Source organism: Sorangium sp. So ce131, assembly GCF_051519095.1.
Taxonomy (GTDB): domain Bacteria; phylum Myxococcota_A; class Polyangia; order Polyangiales; family Polyangiaceae; genus Sorangium.
In genome coordinates, this window is record NZ_CP150455.1 from 6,855,327 (window position 1) to 6,876,659 (window position 21,333).

At 72.1% G+C, this 21,333-nt stretch carries 15 protein-coding genes; 4 read left to right on the forward strand and 11 right to left on the reverse strand.

Going from position 1 to position 21,333, the window contains the following annotated elements; all coding sequences use genetic code 11:
• Positions 1-332 precede the first annotated feature (332 nt).
• The 4 genes from hutI to WMF43_RS25040 all read right to left on the reverse strand — a co-directional run bounded on the left by hutI (position 333) and on the right by WMF43_RS25040 (position 5,079).
• The gene (hutI, locus tag WMF43_RS25025) at positions 333-1,616 is read right to left on the reverse strand and encodes an imidazolonepropionase (RefSeq protein WP_437683747.1); all 1,284 of its coding nucleotides are present in this window, start codon (positions 1,614-1,616) and stop codon (positions 333-335) included.
• The gene (gene nagZ / locus WMF43_RS25030; protein WP_437683749.1) at positions 1,613-2,728 is read right to left on the reverse strand and encodes a beta-N-acetylhexosaminidase; all 1,116 of its coding nucleotides are present in this window, start codon (positions 2,726-2,728) and stop codon (positions 1,613-1,615) included. Before nagZ ends, hutI begins: the two co-directional genes overlap by 4 nt.
• A gap of 118 nt (positions 2,729-2,846) precedes the next feature.
• Positions 2,847-3,857 carry a zinc-dependent alcohol dehydrogenase family protein gene (locus WMF43_RS25035; protein ID WP_437683751.1) on the reverse strand — a complete coding sequence of 337 codons (1,011 nt, stop codon included), beginning with the start codon at positions 3,855-3,857 and terminating at the stop codon, positions 2,847-2,849.
• 238 nt (positions 3,858-4,095) lie between these two features.
• Complete coding sequence (locus WMF43_RS25040) at positions 4,096-5,079, reverse strand: DMT family transporter (protein WP_437683753.1); 984 nt, start codon at positions 5,077-5,079, stop codon at positions 4,096-4,098.
• A gap of 131 nt (positions 5,080-5,210) precedes the next feature.
• On the opposite strand from WMF43_RS25040, the gene WMF43_RS25045 reads away from it, so the two are divergent.
• Positions 5,211-6,362, forward strand: coding sequence for a CAP domain-containing protein (locus WMF43_RS25045; RefSeq protein WP_437683755.1), 1,152 nt, complete (start codon positions 5,211-5,213; stop codon positions 6,360-6,362).
• On the forward strand, positions 6,359-7,543 hold the full coding sequence (locus WMF43_RS25050; RefSeq protein ID WP_437683757.1) for a GspE/PulE family protein: 1,185 nt from the start codon (positions 6,359-6,361) through the stop codon (positions 7,541-7,543). Before WMF43_RS25045 ends, WMF43_RS25050 begins: the two co-directional genes overlap by 4 nt.
• 139 nt (positions 7,544-7,682) lie before the next feature.
• On the opposite strand, the gene WMF43_RS25055 is transcribed toward WMF43_RS25050, so the two are convergent.
• The 7 genes from WMF43_RS25055 to WMF43_RS25085 all read right to left on the reverse strand — a co-directional run bounded on the left by WMF43_RS25055 (position 7,683) and on the right by WMF43_RS25085 (position 17,960).
• Positions 7,683-9,074, reverse strand: a complete 1,392-nt coding sequence (locus WMF43_RS25055) for a GH1 family beta-glucosidase (protein ID WP_437683758.1) — start codon at positions 9,072-9,074, stop codon at positions 7,683-7,685.
• Positions 9,075-9,092: 18 nt separating this feature from the next.
• Entirely contained in the window at positions 9,093-10,145 is a 1,053-nt protein-coding gene (locus WMF43_RS25060; protein ID WP_437683760.1) for an ABC transporter ATP-binding protein, read from the reverse strand.
• 2 nt (positions 10,146-10,147) lie between these two features.
• A complete protein-coding gene (locus tag WMF43_RS25065) occupies positions 10,148-11,059 on the reverse strand; it encodes an ABC transporter ATP-binding protein (protein WP_437683762.1) in 912 nt (303 codons plus the stop codon).
• A 37-nt stretch (positions 11,060-11,096) separates the two neighbouring features.
• On the reverse strand, positions 11,097-12,050 hold the full coding sequence (locus WMF43_RS25070; protein WP_437683763.1) for an ABC transporter permease: 954 nt from the start codon (positions 12,048-12,050) through the stop codon (positions 11,097-11,099).
• A 20-nt stretch (positions 12,051-12,070) separates the two neighbouring features.
• Entirely contained in the window at positions 12,071-13,048 is a 978-nt protein-coding gene (locus WMF43_RS25075; protein ID WP_437683765.1) for an ABC transporter permease, read from the reverse strand.
• Between the two features lie 83 nt (positions 13,049-13,131).
• Positions 13,132-14,859 (reverse strand): ABC transporter substrate-binding protein, encoded by a 1,728-nt coding sequence (locus tag WMF43_RS25080; RefSeq protein WP_437683767.1) that lies wholly within the window; start codon positions 14,857-14,859, stop codon positions 13,132-13,134.
• A 701-nt stretch (positions 14,860-15,560) separates the two neighbouring features.
• Positions 15,561-17,960, reverse strand: coding sequence for a right-handed parallel beta-helix repeat-containing protein (locus WMF43_RS25085; RefSeq protein WP_437683769.1), 2,400 nt, complete (start codon positions 17,958-17,960; stop codon positions 15,561-15,563).
• A gap of 1,003 nt (positions 17,961-18,963) precedes the next feature.
• Between WMF43_RS25085 and WMF43_RS25090 the strand changes: the two genes are divergently transcribed.
• Together WMF43_RS25090 and WMF43_RS25095 are read left to right on the forward strand one after the other, a co-directional pair.
• Positions 18,964-19,542 carry a hypothetical protein gene (locus WMF43_RS25090; protein WP_437683771.1) on the forward strand — a complete coding sequence of 193 codons (579 nt, stop codon included), beginning with the start codon at positions 18,964-18,966 and terminating at the stop codon, positions 19,540-19,542.
• A gap of 232 nt (positions 19,543-19,774) precedes the next feature.
• Entirely contained in the window at positions 19,775-21,316 is a 1,542-nt protein-coding gene (locus WMF43_RS25095) for a Glu/Leu/Phe/Val family dehydrogenase (RefSeq protein WP_437683772.1), read from the forward strand.
• The last annotated feature ends 17 nt before the right edge of the window (positions 21,317-21,333 follow it).

The following is a 21,333-nucleotide window of genomic DNA, read 5'->3' on the forward strand; positions in this document are numbered from 1 at the left end:
GAGCACGGCGAGCACGGCTTGGCCTTGCGCCTCCCGAGCACGCGGGCACGCTTGCAGGCCCGGAGAGCGTCATTCCGACATCCGCGTCCTGAACGAACGAGGTGCCTCAGCGAAGCAAGTACAGAGGCGATTGCGGACGCGGACGCGGACGCGGATGCGGATGCGGATGCGGATGCGGATGCGGATGCGGCTGCGGATGCGGACGCGGACGCGGATGCGGCTGCGGACACGGACACGGATGCGTTAGAGCAGGTCCACGCGGCGAGGTCCGCGGCCGTCGCCCGACCGCTCCTCCCCTGACTTGCTCTCTTCTGATGAGGCCTCCGCGCGCCTCAGCCACGCACCGCGATGATCTCCCCATCGCGCAGCACGGCCTGCGCGCGCGGCGTGCCCCAGGGCTGCACGATCGCGTTCTCATGCGGCAGATCCCAGATAGCCAGATCGGCGCGCAGCCCGGCCCGCACCGCGCCGCACACGTCGGCGAGCCCGAGCGAGCGCGCCGCCTCGCGCGTCGCGCCCAGGATCACCTCGGCGACGGTGAGCCCGTAGAGCCGCACAGCGAGCGCAAGCGCGAGCGGTAGGCTCTCCGTCGGCGCGGTGCCGGGGTTGGCGTCGCTGCCCACGATCAGGGGGACGCCGGCGGCCCGGAGCGCGGCGATCGGCGGCGGATCCTGCCGCAAGGTGAAGCTCGCCACCGGGAGGAGCGCGGCGGCGACGCCCGCCCGGGCGAGCGCCTCGATGCCCTCGGGCGCGACGTGCTCGAGGTGGTCGGCCGAGGCGGCCCCGAGCGAGGCGGCGAGCGCGGCGCCGCCGACGTCCGCGAACTGCCCGACGTGCACGCGCACGCCGAGCCCGAGCGCGCGCGCCCGCTCGAGCACCGGCCGCGCCTCGTCGACCGAAAACGCGCTCCGGTCGATGTACGCGTCGACGTAGCGCGCGAGGCCAGCCGCGGCGACGGCGGGCAGCCAGGAACGCGCGACCACCCCGGCGTAGGCTGCGCGGTCGCCGGCGGCCTCCGGGGGCAGCGCGTGCAGGGCGAGGTACGTCGGCACGACGCGGGGCAAGCGCGCGTCCTCGCCCGCCTCGGCGATCGCCTCGAGTTGCTTGCGCTCCGAGGCCTCGTCGAGGCCGTAGCCGCTCTTCGCCTCCACGGCGGTCACCCCGAGCGCGGCCATCCGGCGGAGGCGGGCACGCAGCGCGGCCGCGAGCTCGCCGGCCGTCGCGGCGCGCACCGCGCGCATGCTCGCGACGATGCCGCCGCCGGCCGCGGCGATCGCCTCGTAGTCGCCCCCGGCCATGCGGACGGCGTACTCCGCGTCCCGCGAGCCGACCCACGGCGCGTGGGTGTGGCAGTCGACGAGCCCCGGCGTGACCACCCCCGCGGCCTCGAACGCGATCTCGAGGTCGGCCCCCGGATGCAGGATCTCCTGGCGGCGCCCGACCGCCTCGATCGCACCGTCCCGCACGACGAGCGCGGCGTCCTCGATGACCCCGAGCGGGTCGCTGGCCGAGGCGCGCGACGGGTCACACGTCACGAGCCGGCGCGCGGCGATCACGAAGCGGCGGTCGGCGCGCGGCGCGGGGTCGCCCTGTGCAGCGCCCGGCGGCGCGGTCACGTCGCCGCCCCCGCGGCCAGCGCGGCGTGCGCCCGCTCGATCTCCTCGAGCACCGCCCTCGACGCGGGGCCGCCCACGATCTCGGCGAGCGCGGCCGGCGAGGCGACGGGCCGCGGCGGGCAGCGGCGGCGCGCCTCGAGGCCGCGCGCGGCGGCCTCGGCGCAGCGGTCGCGGAAGCGCGGATCGCGCTCGGCCTCGCGGACGAGCGCCTCGTGTGCGCGATCCGCGGCGTCCTCGTCCTTGCAGATCAAGAGCACGTCGCAGCCCGCCCGGACGGCCCGGGTGGCGGCCTCCTCGATCGGGAAGTGCGCCGCGATCGCGGCCATCTCGAGGTCGTCGGAGAAGAGCACCCCGCGGAAGCCGATCTCGTCGCGCAACAGGCCGGCGCAGATGGCGCGGGAGAGCGTCGCCGGGACGCCCGGGTCGAGCGCCTCGACGACGATGTGCGCCGTCATCATCGTCGCGAGGCCGGCGTCGGAGGCGGCGCGGAACGGCGGCAGCTCGACCCGCTCGAGGCGGTCGCGGTCGTGGGGGATGCTCGGGAGCGCGAGGTGGCTGTCGAGCGCGGTGTCGCCGTGCCCCGGGAAGTGCTTGCCGCACGCGAGCACGCCCTCGCCCTGGAGCCCCTCCAGGAAGGCGACCCCGCTCTGCGCCACGCGCTCCGGATCGCGGCTGAACGCGCGATCGCCGATGATCGGGTTCGCGGGGTTCGAGTCGACGTCGAGCACCGGGGCGAAGTTCAGGTTGATGCCGACGGCCCGGAGCTCGGCCGCGACCGCGCGCGCCGCGCGGCGCAGCAACGGCAGATCCTCGAGCTCGCCGAGCGAGCGCATCGTCGGCAACGTCAGGAACGGCGCGGGCAGGCGGGTGACGCGGCCACCCTCCTGATCGATGCCGAGGAACGGCGGCCGATCAGGGCCGCCCGCCGCGGCGAGCGCCTGGCAGAGCCGCAAGGTCGAGGCGGCGTCGGGGACGTTGCGGCGAAAGAGGATCGCGCCGCCCCTCCGCCCCTCGGCGAGCGCCTTGAGGGTGCGGGCGGGCGGCTCGGCGCCGTCGAAACCGCCCACGAGGAGCTGACCACACAGGACCTCCAGATCCAACCCGAGCTGCATCGCCCACCGCCTCTCGCTGCCGCGCAGGCGCGCGCCTGCCGCAGGGACCGTGTAGACGACTCGGGCCGGCGGGGCCAACTCCGAGCCGGCGAGGCCGCGCGCCGGAGCGCCGGCCCGCTCAGAACCTGATCGCGATCTTCCCGAAATGCCCGCCGCTCTCCATGAACTCGAGCGCCTGCCGCGCCTCGGCGAAGGGGAAGACGCGGTCGATCACCGGCCGGAGCCCGCCCGCCGCGATCGCGCGGTTCATGTCCTGGAACATCGCCCGGGAGCCCACGAAGATGCCCTGCGCGGTGACCTGCTTCATCAGGATGGGGAACAGGCTGAGCTCCGGCGCGCCGCCCGAGAGCACGCCGATGAGGCTCACGCGCCCGCCGATGCGCACCGCGCGCAGCGAACGGGCGAGCGTGCCGGCGCCGCCCACCTCGATGACGTGATCGACCCCCTCGCCGCGGGTGAGCGAGGCCACGGGCGCGTCCCAGTCGGGCGTCGTGCGGTAGTTGATGGTCTCCCACGCGCCGAGCGACCTCGCGCGCTCGAGCTTCTCGTCGCTGCTCGACGTGACGATGACGCGCGCGCCCGCGAGCCGGGCGAACTGCAGCGCGAAGATCGAGACGCCGCCCGTGCCCTGCACGAGCACCGTGTCGCCGGCCTTGAGGCGGCCCTCCACGAAGAGCGCGTTCCAGGCGGTCACCGCGGCGCACGGCAGCGACGCGGCCTCCTCGTCCGTGAGGTGCGGCGGGATCGCGACGACCCCGTCCTCGCCGAGGAGCACGTGCTCCGAGAGCACCCCCGGCAGGTCCCCGCCGAGCGCCCCCCGCACCTTGGCCAGGGAGACCGCCCCGTCGATCCAGCGCTGGTGGAAGATCGGGCACACCCTGTCGCCGGGCTTCACCCGCGTGACCCCTTGCCCCACGTCCACCACCTCGCCGGCCCCATCGGAGAGCGGGACGAGCGGGAGCTTGAGCTTCGGGTTGTAGAGGCCCTTCGTCACGAGCACGTCGCGGAAGTTCAGCGACGCCGCCTTCATCTTGACGACGACCTGCCCGGGGCCGGGCTTCGGATCCGGGAGCTCGATCGGGCGGAGCGCGTCGAAGCCGAACGAACCCTGGATGGCGAACGCTTTCATGCGGATCCTCCTTGAGCAGAGCAGCGCTATGTCACGCGGCGGCGGCGCCGGCCAACATGCTCGGCGCCGCGCTTGGTCAGCGCGCTCGGCGCCGCGCTTGGTCAGCGCGCTCGGCGCCGCGCTTGGTCAGCGCGCTCGGCGCCGCGCTTGGTCAGCGCGCTCGGCGCCGCGCTTGGTCAGCGCGCTCGGCGCCGCGCTTGGTCAGCGCGCTCGGCGCCGCGCTTCGCGCAGCGCTCGGTCAGCGCGCTCGGCGACGCGCTTCGCGCAGCCCCTGGGCCGCGAGCCACAGGCCGGCCGCCATCACCAGGGTCGTTCCAAGGAGCTGCGCCGCCGACGGGATCTCGCCGAGCCAGGCGGCGGCGAGCACGTGCGAGAGGACGACCCCGACGTAGCCGATGGCCCCGATGCGCGCCGCGCTGTCGAGCGCGTACGCGCGCGTCATCGCGATCTGCGCGAGGCCGCCGGCGAGCCCCGTCGCGACGAGCAGGACCAAGCCGAGGGCGTCGGGGGCGCGGAAGCCGGGGATCGAGAGCGCGACCATCACGGCGCTCGCCACGAGCGAGAAGTGCAGCGCGATCGACTCCGGGCTCGCCCGCCGCGCGCCGGCGCCGATCTTGCGCAGCCAGATCATGGCGAACGCCGAGAAGGTCGCGCCGATCGTGGCGATGAGCGCGACGTCCCCCGCGATCGAGAGCTTCGGTCCGGCGACGAGCGCGACGCCCGCGAAGGCGAGCAGCGTCGCGAGCCACAGGCCGCGGCTGCTCTGCTCGCCGAGCAGCCGCGGCGCCAGGATCGCGACGAAGATCGGGCTCGTCGCGCCGAGGGTGACCGCATCCCCGAGCGCGATCTGCGAGGCGCCGAGCGTGTAGAAGGAGCAGAGCATCGCCCCGGTGCCGCAGAGCGAGCGCGCCCACGCGAGGCGCCGATCGCCCCGGTGCATCGTGAGCGGCGCCCGGCGGGCGAGCGCGACGCCGAGCGCGGTGGCCGCGCCGACCAGCGTGCGCGACGCCGCGACCTCGGGCCACGGGGCGCGCGCCGACGAGAGCCGCGCGAGGACGTTCATCGCGGCGAAGAGCGCCTGGGCCAGGACCATCCAGAGCACGCCCGCGAGCGGCCGGATCGCGGGGCCGTCGCGCTCCGCGGCGAGGACGATCGCGGAGGCCCCCGGCGGGTGCGCGGCGACCGCCCCCTGTGACGACGATGACGTGCTCACGTGGCGCATCGATACCACCTCACCGCACGACACGCCGCCCGGCGCTGGGCGGAAGGCGCTGACCTGACCGAGTGCGCGCGCGGCGACGAGGCGCTACCGTCGCAGCGATGCGCGCAATCAACGCGAGAGGGACAGGATCGATGGATGATCGGCGGCGGCGCTGGCCCGGGGCGCCTGGGTTCGGGCTCCTCGCCGCGAGCGCGTGTGCGCTCGGGTGCGGCGCGAGCGCCGGAGCAAAAGAGCCGGCGGATGGCCCGGCGGGGCCCTGGGCCGCGCAGGAGGCGCAGGGCGCGGACGCGGACGCGGCTGCGGGCGCGGACACGGACGCGGGTGCGGCCGCGGACACGGGCGCGGGTGCGGCCGCGGACACGGGTGCGGCTGCGGGCGCGGCCGCGGGCGCAAAGGCCGGCGGCGGCGGGGCGCAGGGCGCGGCGGCGCCGCCCTCCGCGCCGGGTAAGGGGATGACGCGCGCGGAGGCGGGGCGTTACGTGCTCGCGCTGGTGAACCGCGACCGGGCGGCGCACAAGCTGCCGCCGGTCGTGTGGGACGAGACCGCGGCGCGCGCGGGACGGGGGCACGCCGAGGACATGGTCCGGGTCGGCTTCACCGGCCACTGGGGCAGCGACGGCTCGGTCCCGGAGCAGCGCTACACGGGCGCGGGCGGCGAAGGGTTCGTGATGGAGAACGCCGGCTGCTTCGCCGACGCCGTCCCGCGCGAGCTCGATCCGGATCCGCGCTTCTCCGCGGAGAGCCTCGAGCGGGTCCACCACGCCTTCATGAACGAGAAGCCCCCGGCCGACGGGCACCGGCGCAACGTGCTCACCAAGTCGCACACGTCGCTCGGGGTCGGGCTGGCGAAGGCGAAGGGGCTCGACATCGCCTGCATGGCGCAGGAGTTCGTCGACGACTACGGGAGCTACCAGCCGCTCCCCCGGCGCGCGCAGGTCGGCGAGGTGATCCGGGTGGCCGGCGAGATCAAGGCGCCGGCGAAGATCGCCGGCGTCGGGCTCTCGCGGGTCGAGTCGGGGAAGCCGATCCCGCCGGAGAAGCTGCTCAGGATGGGCGGCTATCCGATCCCGCCGCCCTACGCGACGTTCTTCCCGAAAGGCTACAAGACGCCTATTCCTTTGGAGGTGAACGGCAATCGGTTCAACATCCAGGTCCCGCTCGACGACCAGAAGCGGCCCGGCCTCTACGGCGTCAGCGTGTGGGCGACGTTCCCCGGCTCGAACGAGCTCAAGATGATCTCGCTCCGCACCGTCGACGTCGGCCGCAAAGGAGGCGCGCCGTGAACGCGAGCCGCCCGCCCCCGTCGTCCGACGATCTCGACGCGGTCAAGGTGCTGAACCACCTCGTGCGGCGCGCGGTCTCGATGGGCGCGAGCGACATCCACGTCGAGCCGAAGCGCGACGGCATCCGCGTGCGCTACCGCGTCGACGGCGTGATGGTCGCGCAGGGGCAGATCCCGATCGAGATCGCGCCGTCGCTCGCCTCGCGCGTGAAGGTGCTCGCGCGGATGGACATGACCGAGCGGCGGCTGCCGCAGGACGGCCAGTTCAGCCTGGAGCTGCACGGCCACCCGCTCGTCCACCTGCGCGCCTCGACGTTCCCCGCGATCCACGGTGAGACGCTCGTGCTGCGCGTGCTGCTCAGCCACCAGCTGATCGCGCTCGACAAGCTCGGGCTCGCCGAGGCCGACCTGCCCCGGATCGAGCGCCTCGCGGATCGCCCGTCCGGGCTCATCGTCGTCTGCGGGCCGACCGGGTCGGGCAAGACGTCGACGCTCTACTCGCTGATCAAGGTCATGAAGACCAGCGAGCTCAGCATCGTCACCCTGGAGGACCCGATCGAGGTCGAGTTCGCGGACATCACGCAGGGGCAGACGAACCCGCGCCAGGGCTTCACGTTCGCGACCGGCCTGCGCGCGATCCTGCGCCAGGACCCGGACGTGATCATGGTCGGCGAGATGCGCGACCCCGAGACGGCGCAGATCGCGCTGCAGGCGAGCCTCACGGGGCACCTCGTGCTGTCGACGCTGCACACCTCGGACGCGGTCGACACGGTCGCGCGCCTCGTGGACCTAGGCGCGGAGTCGTGGATCGTGGCGAACGCCCTGCTCGCGGTGGTCGCGCAGCGCCTCGTCCGGCGGCTCTGCGAGGAGTGCGCGGAGACGTACGAGCTCGAGACCTCGGTGACCGGCGACGAGGATCAGGTCCTGATCGACAAAGGCACCGAGCTGAAACGCGCCGTGGGGTGTCCGACGTGCCACCAGACGGGCTACCGCGGCCGGACCGGGCTGTTCGAGGTGCTGGAGCTCGACGACGACCTGCGGGAGCTCGTGAAGGCGCGCTCGGGGAAACGCGCCTACCGGGACGCCGCGCGCAAGGCGGGGCTCGTGCCGCTGCGCGAGGCGGGGCTCGCGCGGGTGAAGGACGGCGTCACCTCGCTGGACGAGGTGCTCCGCGTGACGTGACGGGAGGAGCCCCGAGGCACAGCGACGAGCGATACGCTCCTCGTGCCTCGGGCGCGCGACGGGGACCCGGGGGCGCCGCGCGCTGCGGCGCTCCTCGGTCCGATCCGGCGTGGGTGGGGTGGCGTTGGGTACGGTCGCGTCAGGTCGCCGGCGCGTTGCCGTCGTCCACCGCGTTGGCGGCGATGACGCCCTTGTACCAGAGGGCGCTGTCCTTCGGGATGCGCCGCTGCGTCTCGTAGTCCACCCAGACGATGCCGAACCGCTGCGAGTAGCCGCGGTCCCACTCGTAGTTGTCCATCAGCGACCACACGAAGTACCCGGCGAGCGGCACCCCGGCGTCGATGGCGCGCCGGGCCGCGATGAAGTGATCGCGCAGGAACTGGAGCCGCCGCTGGTCCGGGACGCGCCCGTTCTTGTCCGGCGCCTCCGAGTAGGCCGCGCCGTTCTCCGTCACGTAGAGCTTCTGCACCCCGTACTCGTAGGTCAGGCGGATGAGCAGCTGCCGCAGGCCGTCCGGGTACACCTCCCAGCCCATCTCCGTCTGCTCCGACGCGGGCTGGACATGCACCGTCCTCGGCAGGTTCTGCTCCTCGGGCACCTTCGTGCTCCGCAGGACCGCCCTGGAGTAGTAGTTGAGGCCGAGGAAGTCGCACTGGGTCGCGATGATCTCGAGATCGCCCGGCTTGCACTCCGTCAGCCCCTCCGGCGGGAGGTGCCCCAGCGCGATGTAGTCCGCGATCATGTCCGCCGGGTAGTGCCGGCCGTACAGCGGATCGAGGAACCAGCGGCTGAAGTAGCCGTCGTAGTGCCGGGCCGCGTCGTGGTCCGCGGCGCTCGGCGACGCGGGCACCGCGATGTTCATGTTCAGCGTGATGCCCACCTCGGCGCCGGGGACGTTCTTGCGCAGCACCGGCACGGCGAGGCCGTGCGAGAGCAGCACGTGGTGGCTGACCGCGAGGGCCTTGCGGAAGTCCTTGAAGCCCGGGGCCTGGATGCCCTTCTCGTAGCTGAGGAACGCCGTGCACCACGGCTCGTTGTGGGTGATCCACTTCTTGACGCGATCGCCGAGCCTCCGGCTCACCACGTCCGCGAACTCCACGAACGCGTCCGCCGTCGAGCGGTGCTGCCACCCGCCCACCTGATCCTGGAGCACCTGCGGCAGGTCCCAGTGGAATAGCGTCGCGTACGGCTCGATCCCGGCCTCGAGCAGGCCGTCCACCAGCCGGCTGTAGAAATCGAGCCCCTTCTCGTTCACCGCGCCGCGGCCGTTCGGGAGGATCCGCGGCCACGCGATCGAGAACCGGTAGGCCATCAGGCCCAGGTCCTTCATGAGCGCGATGTCGTCGCGCCACCGGTGGTAGTGCTCGCACGCGACGTCGCCGTTCGTCCCGTCGACGATCTTGCCGGGCGTCTTCGCGAAGCGGTCCCAGATGGACTCGCTGCGGCCGTCCTCGCTCGTGGCGCCTTCGATCTGGTAGGCCGACGTCGCAGAGCCCCAAACGAACTTGTCGGGAAAGCTCAAAGCAGGCATTGGGTCTTGTTGTTCTCCTCAGGCGGGCACAGCCTCGACGGAGGCAGGCACCTTGCGCTCGTGGTGGGCGGACGGCGCAACGGAACCGGGTGAGTACAGGTGGCAGCGGACCCAGTGCCCCGCGCCGACGTCGATCGCGGCGGGCATCTGCTCCCGGCACGTGTTCATCACGCTCGGGCACCGGTCGGCGAAGGGGCAGCCGGGCGGCGGGTTGATGAGCTTCGGGGCGCCCGAGCGGGCCGGGAGCTCGCTCCGGATCGAGCCCGCCGGATCCGGCACCGCCGAGAGCAGGAGCTTCGTGTACGGGTGCGCCGGCTGCTGCATCAGCTCCTCGCTCGGCGCCCCCTCCACGATGTGGCCCGCGTACATGACCATCGTCCGGTCGGCGACGTAGCGCGCGCTCGCGATGTCGTGTGTGATGTAGAGGTACGAGATGCCGCGCTCTTCCTTGAGGCGCTCCATCAGGTTGAGGACGCCCATGCGGATCGAGACGTCGAGCATCGAGATCGGCTCGTCCGCCAGGATGATCGTGGGATCCACGGCCAGGGCGCGCGCGATGGCCACGCGCTGCCGCTGCCCGCCCGAGAGCTGGTGCGGGTACTTGAGGGCGACCTCGGCGGGCGGGTTGAGATCCACCGTCTTGAGCAGCGCGTGGACCTTCTCCCGGAGCACCGCCTGGTTCGCGGCCTTGCCGTGCAGGAGGAGCGGCCGCTCCAGGTGGTAGCCGATGGTGTGCACCGGGTTCAGCGAGCCGAACGGATCCTGGAAGATCATCTGCACCTGCCCGCGGTACGCGAGCGAGGCGCGGGTCGGCTCTTCCTTGAGGATGTCCCTGCCCTTGAACACGATCTGCCCGCTGCTCGGGGGCATGAGCCGCGCGATCAGCCGGGCGATCGTGCTCTTACCGCTCCCGGACTCTCCGACCAGCGCGATCACCTCGCGCTCGGCCAGGGAGAACGACACGTCGTTCAGCGCCCGGAGCTGCTGCGTGCGGAGCCCGCCGCCGACAGTGAAGTACTTGCCGAGGCGCACCACGTCGAGGACAGGCGAGGCGTAGGGTTGCGTCATCATCGTCAGTACAGATGGCAGGCGCCGCGGTGCTCGGGCGCGATTTCACGAAGGGCCGGGATGTCGTTGTTGCAGGGCGCGAAGGCCTGGGGGCACCGGGGGTGGAATCGGCACCCAGGCGGCGGGTTGCGCATGTCGGGCGGCGAGCCGCCGATGCCCTGCAGCCTTCGCCGGGGGCCCCGGACCGAGGGGAACGACCCGAGCAGGCCCTGCGTGTACGGGTGCTTCGGATCCGCGAAGAGCTCCTTGGCGCGGGCCGTCTCCGCCAGCTTGCCCGCGTAGAGGATGGCGATGCGCGTGGAGAACTCGGCGATGAGCGAGAGGTCGTGCGTGATGAAGAGGATCGAGAAGCCGAGCCGGTCCTTCAGATCGGCGATCTGCTGCAGGATCTCCTTCTGCACGACCACGTCGAGCGCCGTCGTGGGCTCATCCATGATGAGGAACGGCGGCTTGAGCGCCATCGCGATCGCGATCACGACGCGCTGGCGCATGCCGCCCGACAGCTGGTGCGGGTAGCTGTCGAGGCGCGACGTGTCGATGCCGACGAGCTTGAGCAGCGCCGCCGCCCGCTCCCGCGCCTGCGCCGGCGTCACCTTGTCGTGCACGAGGATCGGATCCGCGATCTGCTCGCCGATCGTCAGCACCGGGTTGAGCGCGTTCATCGCGCTCTGGAACACCAGCGCCATCTTGCGCCAGCGGAACGCGCGCAGCTGCTCCTCGTTCATCGCCAGGACGTCCTGCCCCGCGAAGAGCACGCGGCCGCCCGTGATCACCGCCGGCGGACGGAGGATCCGCATGATGGCCATCGCCACCGTGGACTTGCCGCTGCCCGACTCCCCCGCGAGGCCGAGCACCTCCCCGGGAGCGATGTCGAAGGAGACGTTGTCGACCGCGCACACCGGGCCGGCCGGTGTCATGAACTCGACCCGCAGATCCTGAACTGAGAGAATCGGACTAGGCGCCATGAGCCCTCACTACCGGCGTCGACGGACCTGCCGCGACCTTGCGGCTGCGGAGGAGACGCGACCAGGATCCCTCCGCGCGGAGCCGCGGATTCGAGATCTCGTCGATCGCGTAGTTGATCAGGGTGAGCGCGAACCCGATGAGCGCGACGCAGAGGCCGGTGGGCACGATGGTCCACCAGGCGCCCGTGAGCAGCGCGGCGTTGTTGCTCGCCCAGTACAGGTTCGTCCCCCAGGTGACGGCGCTGAGATCGCCGAGGCCGAGGAACTCGAGGCCGACCTGCGCGCCGATCGCGTACACCGTCGCGCCGATGAAGCCGGACATCAGGAGCGACGTCATGTTCGGCAGGATCTCGCGGAAGATGATGCGCAGGCTGCCCTCGCCGCTCACGATGGCGGCGGACACGAAGTCCTTCTCGCGCAGCGTGAGCACCTGGGACCGGAGCACACGCGCGTTCCACGCCCAGCCCGTGATGACGAGCACGAGCATGATCGTGAGCGGCCCCGCCGGCAGGTAGGCCGCGATGACGACCGCCATCGGCAGCCCCGGGATGATCAGGAAGACGTTCGTGAACAGCGACAGCACGTCGTCGATCCACCCGCCGAAGAAGCCGCCGACCATGCCGATCAGCGCGCCGATCGCCATGACCGCGAAGCCGGTGGCGAAGCCGACGGCCAGCGACGTCCGCGCGCCGACGATCGTCTGCGCGAGCACGTCCTGCCCCTGCCCCGTCGTGCCGAAGAGGTGCTCGGCGGACGGCGCCTCGTGCGGCATGCCCACGAACGCGTGCGGATCCTGGCGCACGAACAGCGGCCCGAGCAGGGCGATCAGGAGGAAGAAGAGCGCGATGAGGGTACCCACCATCGCCTTGCGGTTCGAGAGGAGGAGGCGGAGCCACCCCGAACGGGCGGAGCTGCCCCCGCTATTGCTTTGTTGCGCAGCCATGCTTCTCCTGAGCCGTGCCGTCAGCGCGCGCGGGCGCGGGGATCGAGGAACACGTACATGATGTCGACCAGGAAGTTCGCTCCCAGCACGGCGAACGTGATGGTGAGGAAGATGCCCTGCATGAGCGGGAAGTCCTGGTTTCGAACTGCCTGGATGAGCAGGTAGCCCTGCCCCGGATACGAGAACACGATCTCGGTGAGCAGCGAGCCGCTCAGCACGAACCCGAGCGCCATGCCGAAGCTGGTGACGTTCGGCAGGAGCGCGTTCCGCGCGGCGTAGCTGAACATGACCCGCCACTGCGAGAGCCCCTTGGCCTGGGCCATGGTGATGTAGTCCTCGGACAGCACGGTCACCATGGCGCTGCGCATGCCGAGCATCCAGCCCCCGATGGTGGCGACGACGATCGCCAGGGCGGGCAGGACCATGTGCGAGAGCACGCTCCCGATGAACTCCAGGTTGAAGCCGGGCGCGAGCGTGTCGCTGTAGGCGTGGCGCAGCGGGAACGCCCCGAGGACGAACCCGAGGACGTAGAGCAGCACCATCGCCAGCCAGAAGTAGGGGAACGCGCCCAGGAACACGAGCAGCGGCGGCAGGGCGGAGTCGAGCCACCCGCCGCGCTTCCACGTCGCGATGACGCCGAGCAGCGACCCCACGCCGAAGCTGATGAGCACGGCGGTGCCCGACAGGAGCAGCGTCCAGCCGAGCCCCGTCGCGATCACGTCCGTCACCTTCGCGGGGAAGTGCGCGACCGAGAGGCCGAAGTCGCCCGTCGCCGTGTGGCTCAGGTAGGTGATGTACTGCTTGTAGAGCGGCTCGTTGGTGAACCCGAACGCCTTCCGCAGCGCGTCGATCGCCTCCGGCTGTAGCTGCCCCTGGAACCGCGCGAACATCGCGGAGGCAGGGTCGCCCGGCATGAGCCGCGGGATGAGGAAGTTCAGGGTGAGCGAAGCCCACGCCGCCATAAGGTACAAGCCCAGCTGTCGCAGGAGGTAACGCACAGACGATCTCTCTTCTAACCTGCTCTCCGGATCAGGTCACGTGCAACTTCACTTCGGATCGAGCGCGGAGGGGACGGGCCGTCTCACTTCGGCTTGAGCTCGGTGAGGACGAGCAGGTACTCGGGCGGGTTGTTCGGCGAGAGCTTCGCGTACGGGTTCTCCTTGCTGGGGAACCCGGTGAAGCGCTTCGTGTTGTACTCGCCCCAGGACGGCCCGGGGAACAGCGGGATGGAGGGCGCCGTCTCGACGAACAGATCCTGGAGCTGGTCGATGATCTTCTTCTGCTCCGCCGGATCGGTCGCGGCCTCGAACGCCTCGAAGAGGCTGTCCGACTGCTTGGCGCCGAAGCGATGCCAGTTGCGCGCCGACGACTCGCCGACCGGCTTCACGGTCGCGGTGCCGAGCAGGTCGCGGTAGAAGTTGTACGGCGTCGGCTCCTCGTTGGACCACCCCATCGACAGGTCGAAGGTGCCCTTCTGGAGCGCCTCGAAGAAGGCGCTGAAGTCGTACGTCTTCAGCGTGGCCTCGACGCCGACCTGCTTCAGCTGCTGGGTGACGATCTGCGCCGCGCGCACCCAGTCGGACCAGCCCGTCACGACGTTGATGTCGAAGCGCAGCGCCTTGCCGTCCTTCGTCGCCCGGACGCCGTCCGCGCCCTTGGCGTAGCCGGCCTCGTCGAGGATCTGGTTCGCCTTGGCCACGTCGAACTTGACCCAGTCGCCCGCGTCGACCGCCTTCGCGCTGCGCCAGCGCTCGTGCGCGTCGCTGAGCCCCGTGGCGTCCGACGGGCGCGTGTAGTTGTTCATGGCGATCTTGACGATCTGCTCGCGGTCGATCGACATGCTGAGCGCCTTGCGCACCTTCGCGTCGTCGAGGGGCTTCTTCGTCGTGTTCGTGTAGACGAACACGGTGCTGCCGACGAGCGGGAACCAGTAGTGGTGATTGGCCTGGTCCTTGGAGACGTAGACCTTCTCGATCTCCGGGACGAAGTTGCCGGCCCAGTCGACCTCGCCGTTCAGGAGCGCCAGGTTCGCCTGGTCGTTGCCCGGGTAGGCCGGCAGGCGGAGCCCCTTGATGGCGGGCTTGCCCGGCTGCCAGTAGTTCGGGTTGCGGCCGAGCTCGTAGATCTGGTTCTGGAACGTCTTCACCTCGGTGAAGGGCCCCGTCGCGACCGGGTTCTCGTTCGTGTACGTGACCGGATCGCTCACGTCCTTCCACTTGTGCTCGGGCACGATCGGCTGGTGGCCGATGAAGACGAGCCCCGGGACGTACGGCCGCGCGAGCGTGAACTCGACCGTGGAGTCGCCCTTGGCCTCAACCGCGGTCACCCACTTCCAGACGCCCTGCAGGTCGAGCGCGGTGTGCTTCTTGAGCAGCCCGAAGGTGAAGGCCACGTCCTTCGCCGTGAAGGGCTGGCCGTCGGACCACTTGACGTTGGGCCGCGTCGTGAAGGTGAGCGTCTTGTTGCCGTTGCTCCACTCGTACTTCGACGCGAGCCAGGGGGTGAACTCCCCCTTCATCGTGTTGTAGACGAGCATCGGCTCGTAGATGCCGGCCACCGTCGGCCAGCGCACGTTTCCAGGGGCCAGCAGCGGGTTGAAGTTGCGCACCCAGGACGCTTGCTGCTCCTGCGAGATGGTGAGGAAGGTGTCCGCGGACTTGGGGGCCGTGGTCGCGGCGTTCGATCCGGAGCCCGCCTTCGACTCCGGCGTGGGCGTCGGCTTCTCGGACGGGCAGCCCGTCGTGGCGCCCGCGGAAAGAAGCAACGCCGAAAGGACGAACGTCCGACGCGGCAAGAACCAATTCCTCATGAGAACGCTCCTCGCGGGCCCTCGTGGGCACGCCCGAGCGCCCACCGTCCCTCTCCCAATCCATTGGATTTCCTGGGAGCCGCCACGCGACAGTGCGGCTCGCCGGAGCTCGGCGCGCGCGACGCAGCGCACCATACCGGCATCCAGACGTCGGCACTGTACCCGTCTTCGCACATCAGTGTCAACGGGATTCGAGGCCGCCACCAAGTTCTCGCACCGCTCACTCTCTCGTGCTTTCAGGAGAGATGTCGTGGCGCGTCATGCTTCACCGCAGCAAACCAATCACGTGTCGTCATAACGCGTCATGGGAAGACGAACGCTCAAGCACTGACACTGTTATTTTCCCGGGTCACAGTAAGCAAGCACGGTGTCGGTGACGCGTCGTTTCAGGCACCCCTATAACAGAGGCCCGCGATCGGTGACAAGAGCATATTTTTCAAGTCTCCCCCCTCGGTCAGCAGGCCCATTCGAGGTGCGGACCTGGACATAAACCCGTCCCCGCCGCGCGGACCATGTACGGCCGGCGCGGGTGATGGGCTCAAGGGGTATTGCGGGGCGCACGATTCGGCGCCTGGACCTGTTGTGGTCGCGCGCGCGAGCGCCGACTCGTCCGCGGGAATACCACGTATCGGCGGGGGATCCATTCGATGTCTTCCTCGTTTCGCGCGAGGTCCGGCGAGCCGGCGAGCGGGGGCGGCCGCTCACGGCAGCGGGGCCGCCGCGGGCACGGGGAGATGGGCGTCCACGAGCTCGTCCGCTTCGCTGTTGCCGGTGAAGACGCTCTCCTTGTCGACGTCGACGCGGGGGACGGGCGAGCCCTGGGCGACCAGCCCGAAGAGGTTCCCCGAGGCGTGGACCCCGGCGAGGTGGCCCGAGCTCCGGTCGTAGAGGATCCCGGCCCGCGCGCAGCCGGCCACCCGGACGCCGCGGAGGTTCACCACGGATCCGGCGAGCGAAAGGACGCCGTCGGCCGCGAGATCGCCGGGGCGGTCGCCGCGGTCGCCGCGGTCGCCGCGGTCGCCGCGGTCGCCCAGGGGAGCGCGGGCGCGGCGGTCGCCCGTCACGCCGTCGACGGCGGTGTCGGTGACCTCCGCCTCGGCGGCGAACAGCGCGACGCCGGCGGTGCGGCTCCTCCGGATCAGGGCCGAGGCGAGCCGGAGGCGATACCCCGCGGCGGCGACGCCAAAGCCGGCGCCGCCGTCGGCCGCGTCGCCCCAGGTGTCCTGGACGAGGTCGCCCACCATCTCGACCTCGCCGCCCTGCTCCTCGGCGCCGGCGAGCACGCCGACGGAGCGGTTGCCGCTGACGACGTTGCCCGCGAGCGCCGCGCTGGCGCCCCGGAAGACGACGATCCCCTGCCCCACCGGCACGCCGCGGTCCGGCGCGACGTGCCCTTCGACCAGGTTGCCCGTCAGCGTCGCCTCGGACCCGGCGTACGCCACCGACACGCCGGCCCCCTCGTTGCCGCGGATCGCGTTCGACGCGAGCGTCGCCCGGCCCTCCAGCACGGAGATCCCGGCGCCGCTGCCCCAGACCCCGCCGGCGAGGGTGCCCTCGACGAGGTTGCCCTCGGCGACGAGCTCGGCGGACAGATCGCCCACGTGGACGCCCGCCGCGCGGTTCCGCACGACGGCGCTGCCCTGGAGGCGCGCCGCGGCGCCGCGGGCGACGGCCACGCCGAGGCCGCCGAGCGGCGACGTGGGCGACGCCGCGACGGTGTCCTTGATCAGGCTGCGCGTCACCTCCGCCGCCGTGCCCCCGCCGAGGACGGCGACGCCGATCTCCGTGTTGCCCAGGATCACGCTCGCGTCGATCGCGACGCGCGCCCGCGCCGCCGCGTGGACGCCGACGCCGTAGAGCACGCCGTCCGGCCCGGGGATCGTCCCCTCGACGAGCGCGCCGGAGAGGATCACCGAGGCGCCGGTCGTCGCGAGGATCCCCGACACGCGGTTGCCGACGATCGCCGCGCCCTCGACCGTCGCGGCGGCGCCGTCGCTGGCGACGATGCCCTGACCCTCGTCGAGGAGCGACGACGGGAGCGTGCCCTCGATGAGGCTGCCCACCACGGACGCCGTGGTCCGGGCCTGGCGCGCCGCCACGCCCGCGCCGCGGTTGCCCGCGATCGCGCTCGCTTTCAACGAGAGCGCGCCGCCGGAGCCCGCGGCCGCGCCCGCCCCCGCGCCGGCGCCGGCGCCGCCGGCGCGTGTGCCCTCGATCCAGCTGTGCGCCACCGAGAGCCGCGCGCCGGCGACCGCCATGACGCCGACGTGGAGCGCGTTCCTGACGTGGACGCGCTCGAGCGCCACGACGCTCGCGCCCGTCGCCACGACGCCGGCCCCGTCCCCGCCGATCTCGACCCCGCGGAGCGTCACCTCCCCGGCGTCGCGCACCGACACGACCGCGGGGGGATCGCCGCGCGGGCTCACCCCGCGGAGGCGTACGCGCGAGGCGCACCGGCCGACGATCGCGAGCGGCCTCTCGAGGACGAGCGGCTCGTCGTAGGTGCCCTCCGCGAGCGCGATCGTCGCGCCGTCGGCGGCGCGGTCGAGCGCCGCCGCGAGCGTCGTGAGCGGCCGCGCCTCGGAGCCGTCGCCGTCCGCGCCGGAGTAGCTCGGGTCCACGTGGAGGGTCCCGGGCCCGCGCGGGATGTCCCCCCACCGGCCGCGCCCGCAGCCGCCGGGGCCATCGACCGGCACGCACCCCGCCTCCGGCACCGCGAACGTGCCCGCCGGGCACGCCGCCATGGTCGGCCTGCACAGCCCGTCGTCGCCCATGAACTCCGGGGCGCAGCGCGGGATGCCGACGGGGATACAGCCCTCATCGAACTTCGGTATCGTCCCCGGAGGGCATTTGGCCATCGCGGGGTGGCAGAGCGCGTCGTCCTCCACGAACAGGTCGGCGCACCCCTGAATGCCCACCGGCATGCAGGCGCCCCCGGGGCCGAGCACGTGCCCGCGCGCGCAGCGCGCGGCGGGGGGATGGCCCACGAGCGCGGCGTCCGAGCCCCGCGTGGAGGCGTCGCACCCCGGACCGAGCAGCGACGAGGCCACGGCGCAGGCGGCCAGCCAGAATGAACCCGGGCGCGTCGCGCACGCGCGCATGCGAACCCCTCCTCGCAAAGCGCGCCGCCTTCGAGCGCGCCGCCAGCGCTTCCGCCGTCGCGGTTCCCCCCTCCTCGTCGAGAGCTCCCCGCCGCCGCGCGAAGGCCGCGCGTGTCCTGCCTGGACCGGCGCTTCAAGCACGTGAGCCGATGTCGCGAGTCCGCTGCACGAGTGACGAGGACAGCGTCCTACCGACGCCGCGCGAACTCCTTCAGCGTAAGGAATCCTACAACAGGAGACAGGTTCCCGCCAGGTGCAGGAGTCGCGATCACGCCGACTCTCCGTGGAGCGCCGCGGACGGCCGCGCGCGCGGCGGCGCCGGCGGAGAAGGCCGTTCCTGCTGCCCCGCGCGCTCGAAGGCCGCGGCCGCGCTCGGGGCCGCCGTCCGCGGCTGAAGCCGCGCGCTGCGCCGCGCGCGCCTCGTCGTTCCGGACGACGGCGGGCGACGCGCGGCCCGAGATGTGGTCTTCCGGGCGCACGACAACGACGGTGCCTGTCGCACGAGCGGCGCCGATCGGGAGCGATATCGGTCCTTGTGGGCTGCGCAGGGCGTGACCAGGCGCCGCGCTCCCGCGCATGCCGCCGCCGAGGAGCGCCGGGCGCGGGCCGCTCCGGGCCTGGAGTGAAGAGATCGGCCAGGTCCTCGGAAATGCGGCGCGGAGGGCCCGAGAAAGCGGCAAGCCGGGCCGCCTTCATCCCGTCCGGCCGCGCGCCGCGCGCGGCGAGATTTGCCTTTCTCCAGCGCCCGGGGGCGTCCCACACCGGCGCTCTCGCGCGGCCGCGAGACGCGCGGGCGCCGCGGGGATCCGGCGCGCTCGAGCAGGGCAGAAATCCCCCCGATGCGGATTCAGACAATGCGTGTTCGCCGTCGCCGTCCGGCAACCACATAAGGCCGACGCGGCAGGCTCTGCACACGGGATCTCGGGCACGCAGCCTGCTCTATCGACCGCTCGACATGCAGCCGCGGGCCTCGAGGCCGTCGCGGAGCATGGAAGGAGGACGAATGGTTAGCTCAATCGATATGAAGATGGCGCAAGCGGCGATGCTCCTCTCTGCGTTCATGGCCGGATGCGCGGTCGACGCGGGCGACGCGGTCGACGCGGGGGACGCCGACTTCGCGCAGGCCGACGTCGACGTGACGTCGAGCGCGCAGGCGCTGGAGGGCGATCAGGACGAGACGCGCGGCGGCCTCGTGGGCGGGCCGGCGATCCCCGGCAAGGGAGTCGGCCAGGCGCCGATCGGCAAGGATCCCGGGCTGCTGGGCCCCGGGCCGCTCCAGGGGCCTGCCCCCATCGGGCAGGGTCCTGTGGGGCAGGGCCCCGGCTACCCCGGCGGGTTCGGCTACGGCATGCCGGGCGGCTTCTCCGGTCTGCCCGGTTATCCCGGCGGGTTCGCGGGCGGGTTCCCCGGCGGCGGCTGGCCGGGCGGGATGGGCCAGTATCCGTTCAGCGGTCTTCCCGGTTATGGCGCCGGGTTTCCCGGGTACGGCGCCGGGTTTCCCGGGGCCGGCGCCGGTATTCCCGGGTACGGCGGTTATCCGTACGGCGGAGCTGGCGTCCCGCCGGGGGTGTTCGCCCCCTGATGTCGCCCGCTGAAGAGGCTCGCCGCGCGCCCCGCCGCGAGCCGTCGTGATGGACGCGACGGGCTGCCGCCTCGCTCCGCGGAGCGCCGCTCTGCCTGCGCGGCGGCAGCCCGTCCGTCGACCGGTCCATCGGAGCGCGCCACCTCGCTGCGGCGGAGCGTCATGCAGCGAGCGGAGCGAGCCGGCGCGAAAGGATGGACCCACGCGGCGAGGTCGAGGCAGCATACGGCGTATGCAAGACGCCCCCCTCCTCGAGCGTGAGCCGGAGACCAACATCTTCGGCGAGTCCATGGCGGTATTCCACACCGCCGCGGACCTCATCGGCCTGGCTCCCCGCATCCGGCTGGAGCTCGAGCAGCCCGACTACGAGCACATCTTCTACATCACGACGCAGCTCCAGGACCGCCTGGTCCCCTTCCGCGGGGAGGCGGCCGCGGCGTACGAGCGGCTGCCTGCGTCGGTGATCCCGAACCGCGCGGCCATCACCCCGCTCTTCAACGGCAAGCTCATCCTCCGCCCCGAGGCGCTCCGGAGCGGCTCGATCCAGGTGCAGGACGGCGTGATCCGCCTCGGCGATCAGGGGCTCTACCGGATCCAGCCCGGCGGGTTCGCCCGCTTCAAGGCGTACCGCGTCCAGCACAACCAGGCGCGGGGGCCGTACAAGGGCGGGCTGCGCTTCCACAAGGCCGTGTCGCTCGACCTGTTCAACGCGCTCGCCGCCGAGATGACGTGGAAGACCGCGATCGCCCACGTCCCGTTCGGCGGCGCCAAGGGGGGTATTCGCATGGATCCGCGCGAGCACAGCAAGGAGGAGCTCGAGGCGATCTCGCTCCGGTACATGTACCGGCTGAAGCAGCTCATCGGGCCCAACGTGGATATCCCGGCGCCCGACGTGGGCACGAACGCCGAGGTGATGGCCTGGCTCCTGCGCCAGTACAGCGACGGCGAGCGCGAGCGGCACAACCACCGCGGCGTCGTGACGGGCAAGGACGTGCGCATCGGCGGCTCCGAGGGGCGCGTCAAGGCGACCGGGCAGGGGCTCGCCTACTGCATCGAGGAGTGGTACGCGCAGCGCGGCCTCTCCCTCGCGGGGGTGCGGTTCATCGTCCAGGGGTTCGGCAACGTCGGCTCCGCCGCGGCCGAGATCCTGTGTAAGATGGGCGCGCGGTGCGTCGCCGTGCAGGACGCCGACGGCGCGGTCTACGACCCGAACGGCGTCGATGTCGGCGCGCTGATGGCGTACGTCAACGACAACCCGGAGAACCTCCGGCGGTCGGTCGCCGGCTTCGGCGGGGCGCAGGCGATCGCGCGGGACGACTTCTGGAGCGTCGACGCGGACATCTGCGTCCCGGCCGCGCTCGGCGACGCGATCACCGGCGAGGTGGCCGAGCGGCTCAAGGCGAAGCTCGTCGCCGAGGGCGCCAACCGGCCCACGACGACCGAGGCGGACAAGGTGCTCGCGGAGCGTGGCATCAGCGTCATCCCCGACATCATCGGCAATGCGGGCGGCGTGACCGTCTCCTACTACGAGTGGATCCAGAACAAGCGCATGGAGCACTGGACCGAGGGCGAGGTGAACGCGCGGCTCGAGCGCGCCATCAAGAGCAACTACCGCCTGATCTGCGATATCGCGGAGGACCGGCCCCGCCGCACGGAAGAGCACGACTCGACCGGGCTCGTCCTCGGCAAGCGCCTGCCGATGCGGCTCGCCGCGATGGTGCTCGCGCTCAAGCGGATCGAGGCGCACTACATGCTGGAAGGGTTCTCGCAATAACGGGAACGGCGCCGGCG

What these genes read in the sequence shown, in the direction of transcription:
- WMF43_RS25045 (WP_437683755.1), top strand. Translation starts at nt 5,211, where the DNA reads ATGGATGATCGGCGGCGGCGCTGGCCCGGGGCGCCTGGGTTCGGGCTC.
- WMF43_RS25060 (WP_437683760.1), bottom strand. Translation starts at nt 10,145, where the DNA reads ATGATGACGCAACCCTACGCCTCGCCTGTCCTCGACGTGGTGCGCCTC.
- WMF43_RS25055 (WP_437683758.1), bottom strand. Translation starts at nt 9,074, where the DNA reads ATGCCTGCTTTGAGCTTTCCCGACAAGTTCGTTTGGGGCTCTGCGACG.
- WMF43_RS25040 (WP_437683753.1), bottom strand. Translation starts at nt 5,079, where the DNA reads ATGCGCCACGTGAGCACGTCATCGTCGTCACAGGGGGCGGTCGCCGCG.
- WMF43_RS25035 (WP_437683751.1), bottom strand. Translation starts at nt 3,857, where the DNA reads ATGAAAGCGTTCGCCATCCAGGGTTCGTTCGGCTTCGACGCGCTCCGC.
- WMF43_RS25065 (WP_437683762.1), bottom strand. Translation starts at nt 11,059, where the DNA reads ATGACACCGGCCGGCCCGGTGTGCGCGGTCGACAACGTCTCCTTCGAC.
- WMF43_RS25095 (WP_437683772.1), top strand. Translation starts at nt 19,775, where the DNA reads ATGCAAGACGCCCCCCTCCTCGAGCGTGAGCCGGAGACCAACATCTTC.
- WMF43_RS25085 (WP_437683769.1), bottom strand. Translation starts at nt 17,960, where the DNA reads ATGCGCGCGTGCGCGACGCGCCCGGGTTCATTCTGGCTGGCCGCCTGC.
- nagZ (WP_437683749.1), bottom strand. Translation starts at nt 2,728, where the DNA reads ATGCAGCTCGGGTTGGATCTGGAGGTCCTGTGTGGTCAGCTCCTCGTG.
- WMF43_RS25080 (WP_437683767.1), bottom strand. Translation starts at nt 14,859, where the DNA reads ATGAGGAATTGGTTCTTGCCGCGTCGGACGTTCGTCCTTTCGGCGTTG.
- WMF43_RS25090 (WP_437683771.1), top strand. Translation starts at nt 18,964, where the DNA reads ATGGTTAGCTCAATCGATATGAAGATGGCGCAAGCGGCGATGCTCCTC.
- WMF43_RS25070 (WP_437683763.1), bottom strand. Translation starts at nt 12,050, where the DNA reads ATGGCTGCGCAACAAAGCAATAGCGGGGGCAGCTCCGCCCGTTCGGGG.